Raw genomic sequence first — 16,218 nt, forward strand, 5'->3', positions numbered from 1 at the left:
CAACGGTTTGCGAAATTCTGTAGGTCTGCTCGTCTCCGCCAGAGATTACCGATAGCCTGCCGCCGTTCAGCTTCACCTCCATAGCGTATCGGCAGTCGCCTTGGGCCCAACGGCCGAGGATAGACTGCACCGGCGAAGGACCGGTGCGCAGTGGCGTGGGGTCGAGCGTTGGCATTGAGGCGGGTGGCGACCCGTCCGCGATTGGAGCAGCCGGCGAGGATTCAGCGCTGCCGGAGGGGGACACTGCGGGCGGCGGCAAATACTTGGATTCACCAGGCCGAGGTGCCTCATCGTTAGGCACGGGGGGGTTGACCGGGTCAGTTCTCGCTCCTCCCAGCTGGGGCATCAGAAGATAGGTCGCCACCCCAACTCCTAGAGCGACCGCGATCAGCACCAGAGGACGTTCCCGGAAACGCTTGACCACGCTAGTCAGCCCCGTCGCCGCGACTGCGCTGAAGGTCGCTACGACGAAATCCTTAGCAACTGCGGGATCGATCACAGAGTGCTCCAGTTGATTATGGTTAAGCTCTCATGCAATTTCGGGCTCCACAAGACCGTGAGGGCGCTACTCAGAGCAAAGTCGCGATTCCGGCCATCCATGCGTTCTGAAAGGGTGAGAGGTGGTCGCATGCCAGTGCGATCTTGGCGTCGGCGGCTGGCCACCCAACACTGGTTGCCCGTGCCTTCGACGAGTAGCGCGAGGTTTGTCTGTATTGGACGGCGCTTTTGGATGGCCAACTGGACGACGTTGGAGTTTGCTTGGTGTCGGACAACGACATCAGGAGCAGACGTTCCGAGCAGTGAGCGAATGTCGGCCGTTAGAACTTCAACGAGTGTTCGATTCTTGCGCGAATCAGTCGGGATGACAGCGTCGGTCATTGCTTCCGCTTCCCACCCGCAGCCGACATCTAAACGGCCCGTTCTCGCGCCGATGGCCCGCTGACGTCGCCCGGTGTTTAACGTCGCCGAACCGGGCGCTCGGCTCGGCTGCATGTTTTCTGGCCGCTCCTGCACGGAGGCGATCGCTGTGTAGAGTGTCAAAGACCGCCCGAGCGACGGAGCCGCACCCTCAACGGCGGCAGTATAGGCCGGTGCAGAACCCCGGCGGGTTCGGCGTCTGTCCTCCCCACCGCCCTTGGCCGGTGGACAGGTGAGGGTAGATGTTAACCTCTCCATGCGCGCAGGACAGACCGCGCAGCGGTCAGGCGGGGTTACTGCCCGCCGGCGGCGACCGGGGCTGATGCCATCTCCACCGGGGCGGCCGGGGCGGGCGCCGGGGGGACGTAGTCCAGCATGATAGAGATGTTCGGCTGGCCGGCGGCGACGGCGTCCAGGGTGTTCAGCTTGCCGCCGAACATGCGCTGGTAGATCCAGTAGGCGGCCATGACCTTTTCGACATAGTCGCGGGCCTGGGGGACGTCGATGGTCTCGATCAGCAGCAGGGGGTCGGGGTCGGGGCCGAGTTTCTTCAGGGCCGAAAGCATCGGGCCGGGGCCGGCGTTGTAGGAGGCGACGGCGCGCAGGATGTCGCCCTGGAACTCGGGCCGGGCCAGCATGCGGTTGATATAGGTCTGGCCCAGACGCAGGTTGAGGCTGGGTTCAAGCAACCGGTTGGGTGAGGAGACCAGACCCCGGTCGCCGGTCATTTCGGCCGCCGTGGTCGGCATGACCTGCATCATGCCATAGGCGCCGACGCTGGAGCGGGCCGAGGCGTTGAAGCCCGTCTCCTTGCGCGCCAGGGCATAGACAAGGGCGGGTTCGATGGTGAAGCCGCCGTCGGGGGTCAGGACCGGGGTGGGGTAGCGGGTCGCGTCGACGCGGGCGGCATCCTCGGCGCCGCGCTGCATCCGCGGGGCGATGGCCCCGGCCAGACCGACCCACATCCTGTGCGCCGCATCGCCGGCCGTGCGTAGCCCGGCCTTGAGCTCGGTCTCGGCCTCGTTGCGGCGGCCGATCTCCATCAGGGCCACGGCGCGACGGGCGCGATCATCGGACCGGATGAAGGCGTTAAGCTCGCGGTTCGAAACGCCCGCAAGGCCTGGCTGGTAGGCCACCGTCTGCAACGCCGGAGCATAGGGACGCGGGCCGGCCCCCTCGACCACGGCGTCCTCGCCCAGCTGGCGCAGGGCCACCTGACCGTAGAAGGTGGCGGGCCAGGCGGCCGACAGGCGCAGGAATTCGGCGACCTGGTCGCGACGACCCGCGCCGAGGGCGGCCTTTGAGGCCCAGACCCCGGCCCCGGCGCGGACCCAGGGGTCCTCGGTCGGGTCGGTGGCGACCCGCTCGAACGCCTCGAGCGAACGGGCGAAGTCGTTCAGACGGTACGCCGCCAGACCGGCCGTCCACCAGTCGCCGATCTGGACGCCCAGGGTATAGGCGGTGGCGTGATCCTCGTTGTTGAAGGCGACACGGGCGGCCTTGGCCGGGTCGTGTTCGGTCGAGCCGCCGCCCGCCGACATGACGGCGCTCCAGGTGCGGGCGCCGAGGCTGCGCGGGTTTCGAGGCTCCGCGGCGCCATCCGGGCGACGGCGCAGGGCCAGGGTATATACGCGCTCGGCGGACTGGAGGTCGGAATATTCCTCCAGCCAGGCCGCGAGTTCCTCATAGGTGGCGACATGGTCAGGGTGGAACAGGCGTTCAAACTCGACCTGACCCAGCAGGACCCGGTCGTTGGCGCGGCGGGCCGAGGCGCGGGCCAGCTCCAGATCGCCGCGCCGCAGGGCGTCGAAGGCGGTGGTGTAGGTCAGGCGGTCGGCCGGGCTGAGGGCGACAGGCCCTTCATCCTCGCGGGCGTCATAGCCGGCCCCGGCGGAGGCGAACTCCGCCGGACCGACGCCGCCCTCGCGCGCGAAAGAGGCCGTCGCGAGGGCGGCGATCAGAACTGAAAGCGTCGGCGCGATCAGCGCGCGGCGAAAATCATACATCAGGCGGCGGCCCCCTCGGCCACGCGTCTCCCGTCTCGATTCAGGATTGGCGCGCTGGTTCTCGATCGGTCGTCAGCTTCACTATGCCGCAATGCAGCGAGCGGCTCAAGTTCACCCTGATCCATGAATGGGTCGGGAATGGGGAAGAGAGGTTAATCGGTGGCATGGGGTCTGGTCTCTGTGACCATCTTCTCCGTCATCCTCGCCCTCGTGCCGAGGACCCAGAAACGCTGTGGTCTGGGCCGGGTCCCGATGCGTCAGCGACCGACGCACCGCGCGAAATCCCGCGGACCGGGAGCACGACTCCTCGGGGCAAGCCGAGGATGACAGGCCCGAGGATGACAGGACCAGGGTGACGAGGGGAGGGCGAAGTCCGGCTACGCCTCCGCCGCCTCCAGCCGTTCGGCCAGCGACAACAGATCGGCCCAGACCTGACGTTTGGCCTGGGGCTGGCGCAGCAGGAAGGCGGGGTGGAGCGTCGGGATGGCCGGCGCCGAGACATCCCCCTCGGTCAGTCTCCAGTCCTGCCACTGGCCGCGCAGTTTCATGATGCCGACATCGGTGCGCAGGACGCTTTTCGAGGCTGCGGCGCCGAGCAGAAGCACGGCTTTCGGGCGCAGCAGGGCGAAGGCGCGTTCCACGAACGGGGCGCAGACGGCCTGTTCTTCCGGGGTCGGGGTGCGGTTGCCGGGGGGACGCCAGAAGACGGTGTTGGTGATGAAGGCGCGATCGTAAAGGCCGCCGGCGGTCAGCATCCGGTCCAGCAGTTGACCGGCCTTGCCGACGAAGGGTTCGCCGCGCGCGTCCTCCTCGGCGCCCGGGCCTTCGCCGATGACGAGCAGGTCGCCTCCAAAATTGCCGCGACAGAAGACAGCCTGACGGGCGCCCATCGATCGGAGCGGACAGCCGTCGAAGGCGGCGATAGCCTCAGCCAGGGCCTCAAGGGTGTCGGCCCCGGCAGCCATTCGCCGCGCTTCGGACAGGGCGTCGGCGGAGACGGCCGGGGTGATCGGGGCGGCGACCGAGGCGGTGGCCTTGGCGACGGCCTTGAGGGCCGGCGGGGCGACGTACGTCCGGTCGACCGGGGCGTCGTCATAGCAGGCCTCGACCCCGGCATCGCGCCAGAAGGCGAGCAGGCTTTCGGTCGCGGCGATGTCGAGCGGGGCGGCGTTCATCTCTACCCGCAGGTAGATACGCCTTGACCTCCCTCGCGTCACGTCCCGATAAACGGCCTTACCGCACGACCAACAGGGATCTGAGCCGAATGGCCGAGGAAGCGATCGAGGGCGGGGCGACGAGCCCCCGTCAGGAAGCCATTCTGGACAATCTGCCGCCGCTGGAGGCGCTGCAGGGCGTCGAGCGCGAGGTCATGGAATATGACGTCGTCATCGTCGGCGGCGGCCCCGCCGGTCTGTCGGCGGCGATCCGTCTGAAACAGCGCGCCGAGGCGGACGGAACCGAGATCAGCGTCGCCGTGCTGGAAAAGTCGGCCGAGGTCGGCGGCCATATCCTGTCGGGCGCGGTCATCGACCCGAAGGCGCTGAACGAACTGTTCCCCGACTGGAAGGAACGCGGCGCGCCGCTGGAAACCCCGGTGACAAAGGACCGGTTCCTGCTGCTCGGTCCCGCAGGTCAGGCGTCCATCCCCATGCCGCTGTTGCCGCCGGTGATGCACAATGACGGATGCTACATCGCCTCCCTCGGCAATGTGACGCGCTGGCTGGGGGAACAGGCCGAGGCCCTGGGCGTGGAAGTCTATCCGGGCATGGCCGCCAGTCATGTGGTCTGGGATGAGCCCACCGGGAGGGTGAAGGGCGTCGTCGCCGGCGTGTTCGGCATCGACAAACACGGCCAGCCCACGGACGACTTCCAGCCGGGCATCGAGCTGCACGGCAAATACGTCTTCATCGCCGAGGGCGTGCGCGGCTCCCTGGCCAAGACCATCATCGCCCGCCACAAACTGGCCGAGGGCCGGTCGCCGCAGAAATACGGCATCGGGCTGAAGGAGCTGTGGCAGGTGCCGGCTGAAAAGCACCAGCCGGGTCTGGCCCAGCACACCACCGGCTGGCCGCTGGACGAGCACACCGGCGGCGGCAGCTTCATGTACCATTTCGGCGATCGCTATGTGGCCATCGGCTATGTGGTGCACCTGAACTACAGGAATCCCTTCCTGTCGCCGTTCGACGAATTCCAGCGCTTCAAGCATCACCCCGCCATCGCCGAACATCTGGAGGGCGGCACGCGGATCTCCTATGGCGCGCGGGCGATCACCGAGGGCGGGTTCCAGTCCGTGCCGAAGCTCAGCTTCCCGGGCGGCGTCCTGATCGGTTGTTCCGCCGGCTTCGTGAACGTGCCGCGCATCAAGGGCAGCCACAACGCCATGAAGACCGGCATGCTGGCCGCCGACGCCGCCTATGTCGCGGTGCAGGCCGGCCGGGCTGGCGACCTGCTGGTCGAATACCAGTCCGCCTATGAGAGAAGCTGGGTCTATCGCGAGCTGAAACAGGTCCGGAACGCCAAGCCCTATCTGTCGAAATTCGGCACCACGATCGGCGGAGCCCTGGGGCTGATGGACATGTGGGTCTCGTCCCTGACCCGGATCAACGTCCCCTGGACGCTGAAACACGGCAAGACCGATGCGGCCTCGACCGAGCCCGCAGCGAAACACAAGGCGATCCGGTATCCGAAGCCGGACGGCAGGCTGTCGTTCGACAAGCTGAGCTCGGTCTTCATCTCCAACACCAATCACGCCGAGGAACAGCCGGCCCATCTGAAGCTGCTGGATCCCTCAATCCCGATCCGCGTCAACCTTCCGGAATACGGCGAGCCGGCGCGGCTGTACTGCCCCGCAGGGGTCTATGAGGTGCTGTACGACGAGGACGGAACCAGCAATCCGCGCTTCCAGATCAACGCCCAGAACTGCGTCCATTGCAAAACCTGCGACATCAAGGATCCGTCGCAGAACATCGTCTGGACCACGCCCGAGGGCGGAGGCGGACCGAACTATCCGAACATGTGACGCAGCCCCTGCGGAAGGACGGGGGAGGGAGGCCTTGCGGCCGCCGTATAAACCGGTGAGGTTCGTGTCATGATCGCTTTCCGCCGCCGCCTGTCCGCCGTTTCCGTCCTGGCCCTGGCCTGCGCTGTCGGAGCGCCCGTCCTGGCGCAGGAGCCGACGCAGGGCTCGCCGCCGGTCATCCGGCCTCTTGCGCCTCCAACACAGCCGCAGTCGCCGCTGCCGCCCCTGATCGCGCCCCCCCCGGCCTCGCCCCCAGCCGCGCCTCCTCTGGCGCCTGCGCTGGATGAGGGCGAGGACGGGGAGGGACCGGGCATGGTGGTCGACACCGACGCGCCGCCGCCCGAGCCGGAGGTCGCGCCCATCCCCGCCGTCTGGGCGCCTGTGCCGCGCACTGAGGACGGGCGATCGGCCTATGGCCTCTATCTGGGCGGACGCTATCTGGTCGGGCGCGGCCCGGAGGTCGAGGGCGAGGCCCTGGAGGGCGCCGGGGCCCTGGTCGAGGCCCTGGCCCTGACGCCGGAACAGCCGACGGTGGCCGAACAGGCCTTTGTCGCCGCGCTTCTGGCCGGAGATCTGGACGCCGCCCTGCGCAGCCTGCCGCAGGGCGAGGGCGTATCGCCGACGCTGAGCGGAGCCGGGCGTCTGGTCCAGGCGGTGGTGGACCTGGAGCGCGGACAGGCGCGTCGGGCGGCGCGGCTGTTGAAGTCGCAGCCGATTGATCCGCCGCACGCCAATGCGGCCCTGCTGGTCCAGCCTTGGATCGCGGCGGCCGCGCGGGACTGGGACTTCGCCCTCGCGACGCCCCCCGCCGGCGACAATCCGGTGATCCGGATCATCCGGCTGCAGCGGGCGCAGATCCTTGAGCGTCGCCGACGCCATGACGAGGCCGAGGCGGAATACAAGTTGCTGGTCGAGGGGCCGGACAGCCAGCCGGTCTTCAGGACGGCCTATGGCGAGTTTCTGGAACGCCGGCGGCGTCGCGATGAGGCGGTCGCCCTCTATGCCGCCGCCCCGGCTGGGGACAGCGCCAGCCCCGGCCTTGTCGCCGCGAGTGCGCGTGCGGCCGCCGGCGGCCGGCCGCCGCGGTTGCCCAATGATCGGGAGGGCGCCTCTCGCGCCCTGTTGCTGGCCTCGTCCATCGCCCGGGAAAGCCGGGCCGCCCAGTTTGCTGCGGTCTACAGCCGCCTGTCGCTGGAACTGTCGCCGGATGACGAGCACCGGCTCTACTATGCGGACATGCTGGCCCGGGCGCGGCTGGAAGCGCAGGCGCGCGAGGTCCTGGCTTCGGTCAGCCCCGAACAGCCCCTGATCTACACCAGCGCCCAGGCCCAGCTGGCCGATAGTCTGGCGCGGGCGGGGCGCGAGGAAGAAGCGGTGGCCGCCTATCGCCGGGCCGTGGCGGCGTCTCCGGACTCGGCGGCGGCAAGCCTGGCCCTGGCCAGCCAGCTGGTGTCGATGAAACGCAACGCCGAGGCCCTGACCCTGCTGGAGGCCCCGCTGCTGTCGTCCGTCGGTCAGGCAGGGTTCGTGAACTTCCTGCGCGGCGCCGCCTATGAGGGGCTGGGCCGGGCAACCGAAGCCGAGGCGGAACTTCAGGCAGCGGTCGAGGCCCAGCCCGACAATGCCATGTATCTGAACTTCCTCGGCTACCTGTGGGTGGATAGCGGAACCCGGGTCGATGAGGGCGCCGCCCTGATCTCGCGGGCCTTCTCCGCCCAGCCGACCGACGGCAATATCCAGGACTCGCTGGGCTGGGCCCAGTACCGGCAGGGGCGCTATGACGAGGCAGTCGAGGCGCTGGAGGCGGCGGTGGCCAAGGAGCCAGCAAACGCCGAGATCAACGACCACCTTGGCGACGCCTACTGGCGGGTCGGGCGGCGGCGCGAGGCCGGTTTCCAGTGGAGCCGCGTCCTGACTCTGGACCCGGACGCCGAACGCCGGGCCGAGGTGGAGAAGAAGCTGGGCGAGGGGTTGCCGGAGCCCGCCCCGGTCGTCGCTTCGTCCGGCCCCGTCTCCGCCGCGGACGCGATATGACGACGCTCCCGGCCCTGGCCCCCGCCAAGGTCAATCTGTGCCTCCATGTCGGTCCGGTGGACGCCGCAGGCTATCATCCGATCGCCAGTCTGATCGCCTTCGCCGATGTGGGGGACCGGGTGACCGCCGGCCTGTCGGACCGGCTGTCCCTGAAGATCCAGGGCGGTTTCGCCGGAGGGCTGGGCGGTCCGGGCGACAATCTGGTGCTGCGCGCCCTGAGAGCCCTCGGACGCCGGACAGGCGAGGGGGAGCCGGCCTTGGCCGTCACCCTGGACAAGGTTCTGCCCGTGGCGGCGGGACTGGGCGGCGGGTCGTCGGACGCCGGTGCGGTGCTGCGGCTGGCGGCGCGGCTGGCGGGGGGCGAGATCGACGCGGCGCACCTGGCCGCCGCCGCCGCCGAGGTCGGGGCGGACGGGCCGATGTGTCTGCACCCACGGACGGTGTGGGCCGAGGGACGGGGCGAGCGGCTGGAGCCGGAGCCGCGCCTGCCGCCGCTGCACGCCGTGCTGGTCAATCCACGCGAGCCCTCGTCCACCGGCGCCGTCTACCAGGCCTATGACCGGGGGCCGATCGGGGGGGCGGATCGACCGCCGCCCCCGGCGAACTGGTCAGCGGGCGGGGTCATCGACTGGCTGGGGCGGCAAAGGAACGATCTGGAGGCGCCGGCTCTGGGCCTGCAGCCCGCGATCGGCCCGGTGCTGGACGCCGTGGCGAGGACGACGGGTGTGGGGCTGACCCGGATGTCCGGCTCGGGCGCGACGGTGTTTGGCCTCTATGCAAACCCCGAGGCGGCCGTCGAGGCGGCGGCGCGGCTTACCCGCGACCATGGCCGCTGGTGGGTGCGTCAGACTATTCTGGGTGACGATCTGTCAGCTGAGCTGTAGCGCGGCGAATTCAGGGTGTTTTCGCGGCGCTCAACACGGTATTGTCCAAGTATCGCCGCCAAGTCTGGCCGAATGCGCGAATATTCGGCTTATCGGGAACCCCTGAGCGGCGCCGACCTTTCTGTATCTCGCAACGATTGGTAAAGGGCCGTGACATTTCGCGGCTGGCTTCCAGAGATCAACCGAAAGGATGCTATCATGCTTCGCGCTCGTCTTGTGACCGCCGCCGCCGCCATCACCCTTCTGGCGTCGCCCGCTCTCGCCCAGACCGCTTCCCCCGCCGGCCAGGAGGCGGTGACCTCCCTGCCGACCGAGGCGGCGCCGATCCCCCCGGCGACCCTCGACACCGGCGTGACGACCCCGGCGGCGTCGCAGGCGGCCGAGACCCCTGCGCCCGCTGCCGGATCCACCGTCATCGATACCCTGAAGAGTCAGGGCCAGTTCACCACCCTGCTGACGGCGCTGGAGGCCGCCCAGTTGACGGAAACGCTGAACAGCCAGCCGGCGGTATCGATCTTCGCCCCGACGGACGCGGCCTTTGCGGCCTTGCCGGAAGCCGAGCGGACCCGGTTAATGGACCCGGCCAACGTCAATGAACTGCGTCAGCTGCTGCTGTACCATGTGGTCGTCGCGGACGTGAACTCGGACCAGATCAAGGGCACGAGGGGTGGGGTCGAGACCGCCGCCCGCAGCCAGGTCCAGCTGGACGGCACCGGCGGCTCGATCAAGGTCGATGACGCCACCATCACCACGGCGGACATCGACGCCTCCAACGGGGCCGTCTTCATCATCGACAAGGTGCTGGACCCGGCCGCGTCCGAGGTGGCGTCCGGGGACGCCGAGGAGGGGATGGACGCCGCGCCGATGACGACGCCCGATCCGGCGACACCGGCCCCGACCGCGAGCCCCGATCCGGTCGCCACTCCGGCTCCGAACGCCTCGGCGCCCACTCCGACGCCGCCGGTCGCCCCGACCGATCCGGCTGTCGAGCCGACCGCCGACATGCCGGAAACCCCGGTGACCACGCCGACGCCGCAGTAGTCTGCGACAGGCCTGGTTGAGTTTGGAGGCGGCGGACTCTAGGGTCCGCCGCCTTTCGTTTGCACCGAGCCTCCCTGACCGTGCCCCACGTCCCGACCGAACCTCTCGCCTTCCAGGACCTGATCCTGACGCTCCAGAAATACTGGGGCGATCAGGGCTGCGCCCTGTTGCAGCCCTATGACATCGAGGTGGGGGCGGGGACCCTGCACCCGGCGACGGTGCTGCGGGCGCTGGGGCCGAAACCGTGGAAGGCCGCCTATGTGCAGCCCAGCCGCCGCCCGGGTGACGGCCGTTACGGGGAAAACCCCAATCGTCTCCAGCACTATTACCAGTTCCAGGTCATCCTGAAGCCGAACCCCGACGATCTGCAGGAGCTGTATCTCGGCTCGCTGCGCGCCATCGGCATCGACCCCAGCCTGCACGACATCCGCTTCGTCGAGGACGACTGGGAAAACCCGACCGTCGGCGCCTGGGGTCTGGGCTGGGAGGTCTGGTGCGACGGCATGGAGGTGACCCAGTTCACCTATTTCCAGGGCGTCGGCGGCATCGAGGTCGACGTGGTCTCGGGCGAGCTGACCTACGGGCTGGAGCGTCTGGCCATGTACGTGCAGGGCGTCGACAACGTCTATGACCTGAAGTTCAATCGAGCCGGTCTTACGTATGGCGAGGTCTTCCTCGAGAACGAACGCCAGCAGTCCGAGGCCAATTTCCACGGCTATGACGTCGAGGGGCTGAAGCGCCGGTTCGAGGACATGGTGGCCGAGGTGTCGCGCCTGCTGGCCATGACCGGACCCCAGGGCCAGCAACTGGTCCTGCCCGCCTATGATCAGGTGCTGAAGGCGTCCCACCTGTTCAACCTGATGGACGCCCGGGGCGCCATCGCCGTCGCCGAACGCCAGAGCTACATCGGCAGGATCCGGGAGCTGTGCAAGGCGTGCGCCCTGGCTTACGTCGAGCGTGAAAGGGAAGAGGCGTGAAAGCCCCCCTTCCCCTCGAGGGGGAAGGGGTTGGGGGATGGGGTGGAGGCACCCCGTCTCCGATGACCCCCGGAGACTACAATCGGTTGAAAGACGTCCGGGTGAACGTGGCCCCCGCCGAGACCATTGCCTCCACCCCCTCCCAACCCTCCCCCCTCCAGGGAGAGGGCTTTCCGTTGATCGACCGTTTCGCCAGGACGGCGAAGATCAGGGATGGCGGCATTACACGCGCGCGCAAGCTGAGGGCCGAGCCGACCCGCACCGAGGCGGCGCTTTGGAAACACTTGCGGACATTTGATATCCGTTTTCGCAGGCAGGCGCCGATCGGGCCGTATGTGGTCGATTTCGCCTGTCATCGCGCCCGGCTGGTGGTCGAGGTGGACGGCGGCGTTCATGAACGAACCGATGTCGCTGTCCGCGATTTCCAGCGAGACGAATGGCTGCAAGCCCAAGGCTACCGTGTGCTTCGGTTCTCGACGAAGCGGGTCGAGAACGACATCGACGCGGTGGTCGCTGAAATCGGGCAGGCTACCGGCCATGTCCGCGCCCCCCTTCCCCTCGAGGGAGAAGGGGTTGGGGGATGGGGTGGAGGCAAGGCCGCGCCCCTGACCCCGAGAGACCCCTACGCAGACCAGAACAACAACCGGGTGAACGCGCGTCACTCTGACCGCAGTGCCTCCACCCCCTCCCAACCCTCCCCCCTCCAGGGGGAGGGCTTTTCGAGCGAACCCTGATGCCCCAACTTCTCCTCGAAATTTTCTCCGAAGAAATCCCCGCGCGGATGCAGCAGGGCGCGGCGCGCGACCTCGAACGCATGGCGTCCGAGCGGCTGAAGGCGGCCGGGCTGACGTGGGAGGCGCTGACGACCTTTGCCGGGCCGCGCCGGCTGACGCTGGTCATCGAGGGCCTGCCGGTCTCGACGCCGGACCGCAATGAGGAGGTCAAGGGACCCCGGACCTCGGCGCCGGAACAGGCGCTCGAGGGCTTCCTGAGGAAGACCGGCCTGACGAAGGACCAGCTGACCGAACGCGACGGCGTCTGGATCGCCGTTCTGTCCAGCCAGGGCCGGGCGACGACCGAGGTGATCGCCGAAACCGTGGACGCGGTGATCCGCGCCTTCCCCTGGCCCAAGTCGATGCGCTGGGCCGATGCGACCCTGCGCTGGGTGCGGCCGATCAAGCGGATCCTGTGCCTGTTCGACGGTCAGGTCGTGCCGTTCCTGATCGCCGACGGTTCGCCGGACCTTGGCGGCCGGGTGCAGGGCATCGAGAGCGGCGACACGACCGAGGGTCACCGCTTCATGGGCACGAAACGCCCGCTGAAGATCCGCGACTTCGCCGATTATCGCCGCCAGCTGGAGGCGGATTTCGTCCTGCTGGACGTGGCGGATCGCAAGTTGCGGATTCTGGAGGCGGCGCGGGCGGCCTGTCATGCGCGCGGGCTGGAGCTGGTCGATGACGACGGCCTTCTGGACGAGGTGGCGGGCCTGGCCGAATGGCCGACGCCGATCCTAGGCGACATGGACCCGCAGTTCCTATCGCTGCCGCCCGAGGTCATCAAACTGTCGATGAAGGTGCACCAGAAGTATTTCGCGGTGCGCGATCCGGCGACGGGGACCCTGGCGCCGAACTTTATCGTGGTGGCCAATGTCGAGGCGTCGGACGCCGGCGTGGCGCTCGCCGCTGGCAACAGCCGCGTCCTCTCGGCCCGGCTGAACGACGCCCGCTTCTTCTGGGACGAGGACCTGAAGACCGGGTTCGAGGTCTGGGCGAAGAAGCTGGAGGGCGTCACCTTCCACGCCAAACTGGGCACCCTGGCCGAGCGGGTCGAGCGGATCGCGGCCCTGGCGCGAGAGATCGCGCCTCTGGTCGGGGCGGATCCGGATCAGGCCGAGGCCGCCGCCAAACTGGCCAAGGCCGACCTTGCGTCGGGCATGGTCGGGGAGTTCCCGGAGCTGCAGGGGGTGATGGGCGGGTATTATGCAAGAGCCCTTCCCCTCGAGGGGGAAGGGTTGGGATGGGGTGGAGGCACGGCCTCTCCCGTGTCCCCCCAAGACTCCGGCGCTTCGACAGACGACCGGGTGACCGCGACCCCCGGCCAGCTCCCGGGCTCCACCCCCACCCAACCCTCCCCCCTCCAAGGGGAGGGCTATCGGGATCGCATCGCCGACGCCGTGCGCGACCACTACAAGCCGCAGGGACCGGGCGACACCGTGCCGACCGCGCCCCTGACGGTGGCCGTGGCCCTGGCCGACAAGCTGGACACCTTGGTCGGCTTCTTCGCCATCGACGAGAAACCCACGGGGTCGAAGGACCCGTTCGCCCTGCGGCGGGCGGCGCTGGGGGTGATCCGGTTGGTGCTGGAGAATGAGGTTCGCTTTTCGCTGGCCGACCTAGTCATACCCGCAGCTACTGACGTGTTTGATGATCGGCAGTCCGAGCTTCTTACCAATCAGTCCCATATGCTCGACGAGCTTCAAGCACTAGGCGTTGAGCCGGAGAGGCTCGGCGAAGCACGGGCAGAGGTGGAAACCCGGAAGCAGATTTATGCGACCGAGCATGAGCTGCTGTCTGCCATGGACGTCGCAAGTTCGCTTGTGTCCTTCTTCGCCGACCGCCTGAAGGTTCTCCTCCGCGATCAGGGCAAGCGGCATGACCTCGTGGACGCCGTGTTCGCGCTCGGCGATGACGACCTCGTGCGGATCGTGCGGCGGGTAGAGGCGCTGGATGCGTTTCTGGCTACCGACGACGGGGCCAATCTGCTGGCGGGCTACAAGCGGGCGTCGAACATCCTCAAGGCCGAGGAGAAGAAGGGGCCTCTGCCGACCGGCATGGTCGAGACCGGCCTGCCGAACCAGCCGGCCGAGGAGACCGGACTGGCCTTCGCCGCCGCCGCCGCCGCCACCGCCGTGGACGCCGCGCTGGAGACCGAGGACTTCGCCGCCGCCATGACGGCCCTGGCCGGACTGCGGGCGCCGGTCGACGCCTTCTTCACCGGGGTGATGGTCAACTCCGATGTGGCCGCCGAGCGGGAGAACCGGCTGAAACTACTGGGTCAGGTGCGCAGCGTGATGGGTCGGGTGGCGGACTTCGGACTGATCGGGGGGTGACCTTCGTCCTCCCCGTCGCGTAGCGATGGGGAGGTGGATGCGAGCGCTTGCGAGCAGACGGAGGGGGAGACTCTGTCAGCGAAACGGCGACTATGCGTCCGGCGTCGCCTCGCCCCCTCCGTCTCTCCGCTGCGCTCCGAGCCACCTCCCCATTCGCAAGGGCGAACGGGGAGGACAGGGATCGCGTCCTCCCTGTCGCGCAGCGATGGGGAGGTGGATGCGAGCGCTTGCGAGCAGACGGAGGGGGAGACTCCGGCGAAGACCTGAGGCACGGTGACGATATGGCCGACGCCCGAAGCTATGAACGCGCCCGCGTCATGCGGTCGGCGTTGACGCCGCCGGAGCTGAAGCTGTGGGTCGCCCTGAAAGGTCAGGGGCTGGGCGTCCGGTTCAGACGCCAGCATCCGGTCGGTCCCTATATCCTCGACTTCTACTGCGCGAAGGCGAAGCTGGCGGTGGAAGTGGACGGCGAGGTTCACGACGATCCTGACCGCATCGCCCATGACCGACGGCGGACCGCGTGGCTGGAGACGCGGGGCGTACGTGTCTTGCGGTTTCAGTCGCGTTCGGTGCGGGATCACCTGCCGGAGGTTCTGAACGCGATCGCGGCGGAGGTGCGATCGGCGGAGACCGGGTCGCCCCCTCCGTCACGGCGCTGAAGAACGCGCCGCGCCACCTCCCCATGCTCCGCATGGGGAGGACGATGCGGTGTCCGTTGCCCCATGCCGTCCGGGACGCTAAGGCTCCGGCCTTTCCGACACGCCTGACGAAGACCGCTGCCATGCACGACATCAAAGCCATTCGCGAGAACCCCGACGTCTATGCGGCGGGCTGGTCGTCGCGCGGGGTGGAGGGGGCGGCAGAACTGGTCAATGAAATCCGGGAACTCGATCTTGCGCTGCGGCTCGCTCAAACTCTTGGGCAAGACGCACTGGCCAAACGCAACGCTGCGTCCAAGCTCATCGGCGCAGCCATGGGCCGCAAGGATTTGGCCGAGGCCGAACGGCTAAAGGCGGAGGTCGAAACTTTCAAAGTCGAGATTACCCGGCAGGCAGAGCGAGAGCGCGAACTGCACGACAAGCTGCTCGGACCGCAGGGCTTGCTGGCCAAGCAGCAGAACCTGGCCGCCGCCGACGTGCCGGACGGCGCAGATGAGGCCGAAAACGTCGAGGTCCTGAAGTGGGGCACGCCGCGCACGACGGGGCCGGCCAAGGATCACGCCGACCTCGGCGAGGCCCTGGGCCTGCTGGACTTCGAGGCGGCGGCGCGGATGTCGGGCGCGCGGTTCGCGGTGCTGAAGGGCCAGCTGGCCCGGCTGGAGCGCGCCGTCGGCCAGTTCATGCTGGACATGCAGACGAGCGAGAAGCACGGCTATCTGGAGGTGAACCCGCCGCTGCTGGTTCGCGATCACACAATGTTTGGAACGGGCCAGCTTCCGAAGTTCGAGGAAGATCTGTTCTCAACCCGTATCGTTCCTAGTGAGAACGAACTGCACGACTTCATCAGTTCCGTGGGCCGTGAATCGATGATGTCCTTCTTCGAGCGCGCGCCGGGGCAGGGCGGCGGTAGCTTCAGCGACAAGTATTTTGAGTGGCATAGTCATCTCAACGCGTCGAGCGACCTGCGCTACCTCATCCCCACCGCCGAGGTCTCGCTTACCAACCTCGTCCGCGAGCAGATCCTGCCCGAGGACGAGCTGGCGACGCCGATCCGCTATACCGCCCTGACGCCCTGTTTCCGGGCCGAGGCGGGGTCGGCGGGGCGGGATACGCGCGGGCTGATCCGTCAGCACCAGTTCCACAAGGTGGAGATGGTCTCGATCACCCGACCGGAGGACAGCGACGCCGAGCACGAGCGGATGACCGGCTGCGCCGAGGCGGTGCTGCAGGCGCTGGAGCTGCCCTATCGCAAGGTGCTGCTGTGCAAGGGCGACATGGGGTTCTCGGCGACGAAGACGTACGACCTGGAGGTCTGGCTGCCGTCGCAGGGGACGTATCGCGAGATCAGCTCCTGCTCCAACTGCGGCGACTTCCAGGCCCGGCGCATGGACGCCCGGTTCAAGCGCGCGGGCGAGAAGAAGACCCAGTTCGTCCACACCCTGAACGGCTCGGGCCTGGCCGTCGGTCGCACGCTTGTCGCGATCATGGAGAACTATCAGCAGGACGACGGCACGATCGCGGTGCCGGAGGCGTTGAAGCCCTATATGGGCGGCGTTGAACGGGTGGGCTGA

The 16,218-nt window shown here is 68.2% G+C and carries 11 protein-coding genes; 9 read left to right on the top strand and 2 right to left on the bottom strand.

The genetic code is table 11. The features are described from left to right. Positions 1-1,211 precede the first annotated feature (1,211 nt). Positions 1,212-2,924: a lytic transglycosylase domain-containing protein gene (locus tag ACW17W_RS05905; RefSeq protein WP_492079812.1), complete on the bottom strand. Its 1,713-nt coding sequence runs from the start codon at positions 2,922-2,924 to the stop codon at positions 1,212-1,214. Between the two features lie 377 nt (positions 2,925-3,301). Continuing rightward, positions 3,302-4,099 (bottom strand): uracil-DNA glycosylase, encoded by a 798-nt coding sequence (locus ACW17W_RS05910; protein ID WP_492079813.1) that lies wholly within the window; start codon positions 4,097-4,099, stop codon positions 3,302-3,304. Between the two features lie 194 nt (positions 4,100-4,293). Between ACW17W_RS05910 and ACW17W_RS05915 the strand changes: the two genes are divergently transcribed. The 9 genes from ACW17W_RS05915 to serS all read left to right on the top strand — a co-directional run bounded on the left by ACW17W_RS05915 (position 4,294) and on the right by serS (position 16,218). Further along, positions 4,294-5,943 carry an electron transfer flavoprotein-ubiquinone oxidoreductase gene (locus ACW17W_RS05915; protein ID WP_492080271.1) on the top strand — a complete coding sequence of 550 codons (1,650 nt, stop codon included), beginning with the start codon at positions 4,294-4,296 and terminating at the stop codon, positions 5,941-5,943. Between the two features lie 69 nt (positions 5,944-6,012). Beyond that, positions 6,013-7,977, top strand: coding sequence for a tetratricopeptide repeat protein (locus tag ACW17W_RS05920; RefSeq protein WP_492079814.1), 1,965 nt, complete (start codon positions 6,013-6,015; stop codon positions 7,975-7,977). After that, positions 7,974-8,861 (top strand): 4-(cytidine 5'-diphospho)-2-C-methyl-D-erythritol kinase, encoded by an 888-nt coding sequence (locus ACW17W_RS05925; protein ID WP_492079815.1) that lies wholly within the window; start codon positions 7,974-7,976, stop codon positions 8,859-8,861. Before ACW17W_RS05920 ends, ACW17W_RS05925 begins: the two co-directional genes overlap by 4 nt. A gap of 198 nt (positions 8,862-9,059) precedes the next feature. Beyond that, positions 9,060-9,902, top strand: a complete 843-nt coding sequence (locus tag ACW17W_RS05930) for a fasciclin domain-containing protein (protein WP_492079816.1) — start codon at positions 9,060-9,062, stop codon at positions 9,900-9,902. 80 nt (positions 9,903-9,982) lie between these two features. Beyond that, positions 9,983-10,879, top strand: coding sequence for a glycine--tRNA ligase subunit alpha (locus ACW17W_RS05935; RefSeq protein WP_492079817.1), 897 nt, complete (start codon positions 9,983-9,985; stop codon positions 10,877-10,879). Between the two features lie 176 nt (positions 10,880-11,055). Next, positions 11,056-11,613 carry an endonuclease domain-containing protein gene (locus tag ACW17W_RS05940; RefSeq protein ID WP_492079818.1) on the top strand — a complete coding sequence of 186 codons (558 nt, stop codon included), beginning with the start codon at positions 11,056-11,058 and terminating at the stop codon, positions 11,611-11,613. Beyond that, on the top strand, positions 11,613-13,988 hold the full coding sequence (gene glyS, locus ACW17W_RS05945; protein ID WP_492079819.1) for a glycine--tRNA ligase subunit beta: 2,376 nt from the start codon (positions 11,613-11,615) through the stop codon (positions 13,986-13,988). Before ACW17W_RS05940 ends, glyS begins: the two co-directional genes overlap by 1 nt. Before the next feature lie 281 nt (positions 13,989-14,269). Beyond that, the gene (locus ACW17W_RS05950) at positions 14,270-14,647 is read left to right on the top strand and encodes an endonuclease domain-containing protein (protein WP_492079820.1); all 378 of its coding nucleotides are present in this window, start codon (positions 14,270-14,272) and stop codon (positions 14,645-14,647) included. A 122-nt stretch (positions 14,648-14,769) separates the two neighbouring features. Continuing rightward, on the top strand, positions 14,770-16,218 hold the full coding sequence (gene serS / locus ACW17W_RS05955; RefSeq protein WP_492079821.1) for a serine--tRNA ligase: 1,449 nt from the start codon (positions 14,770-14,772) through the stop codon (positions 16,216-16,218).

The sequence above is a fragment of the Brevundimonas sp. FV1ye29L genome (assembly GCF_058681095.1).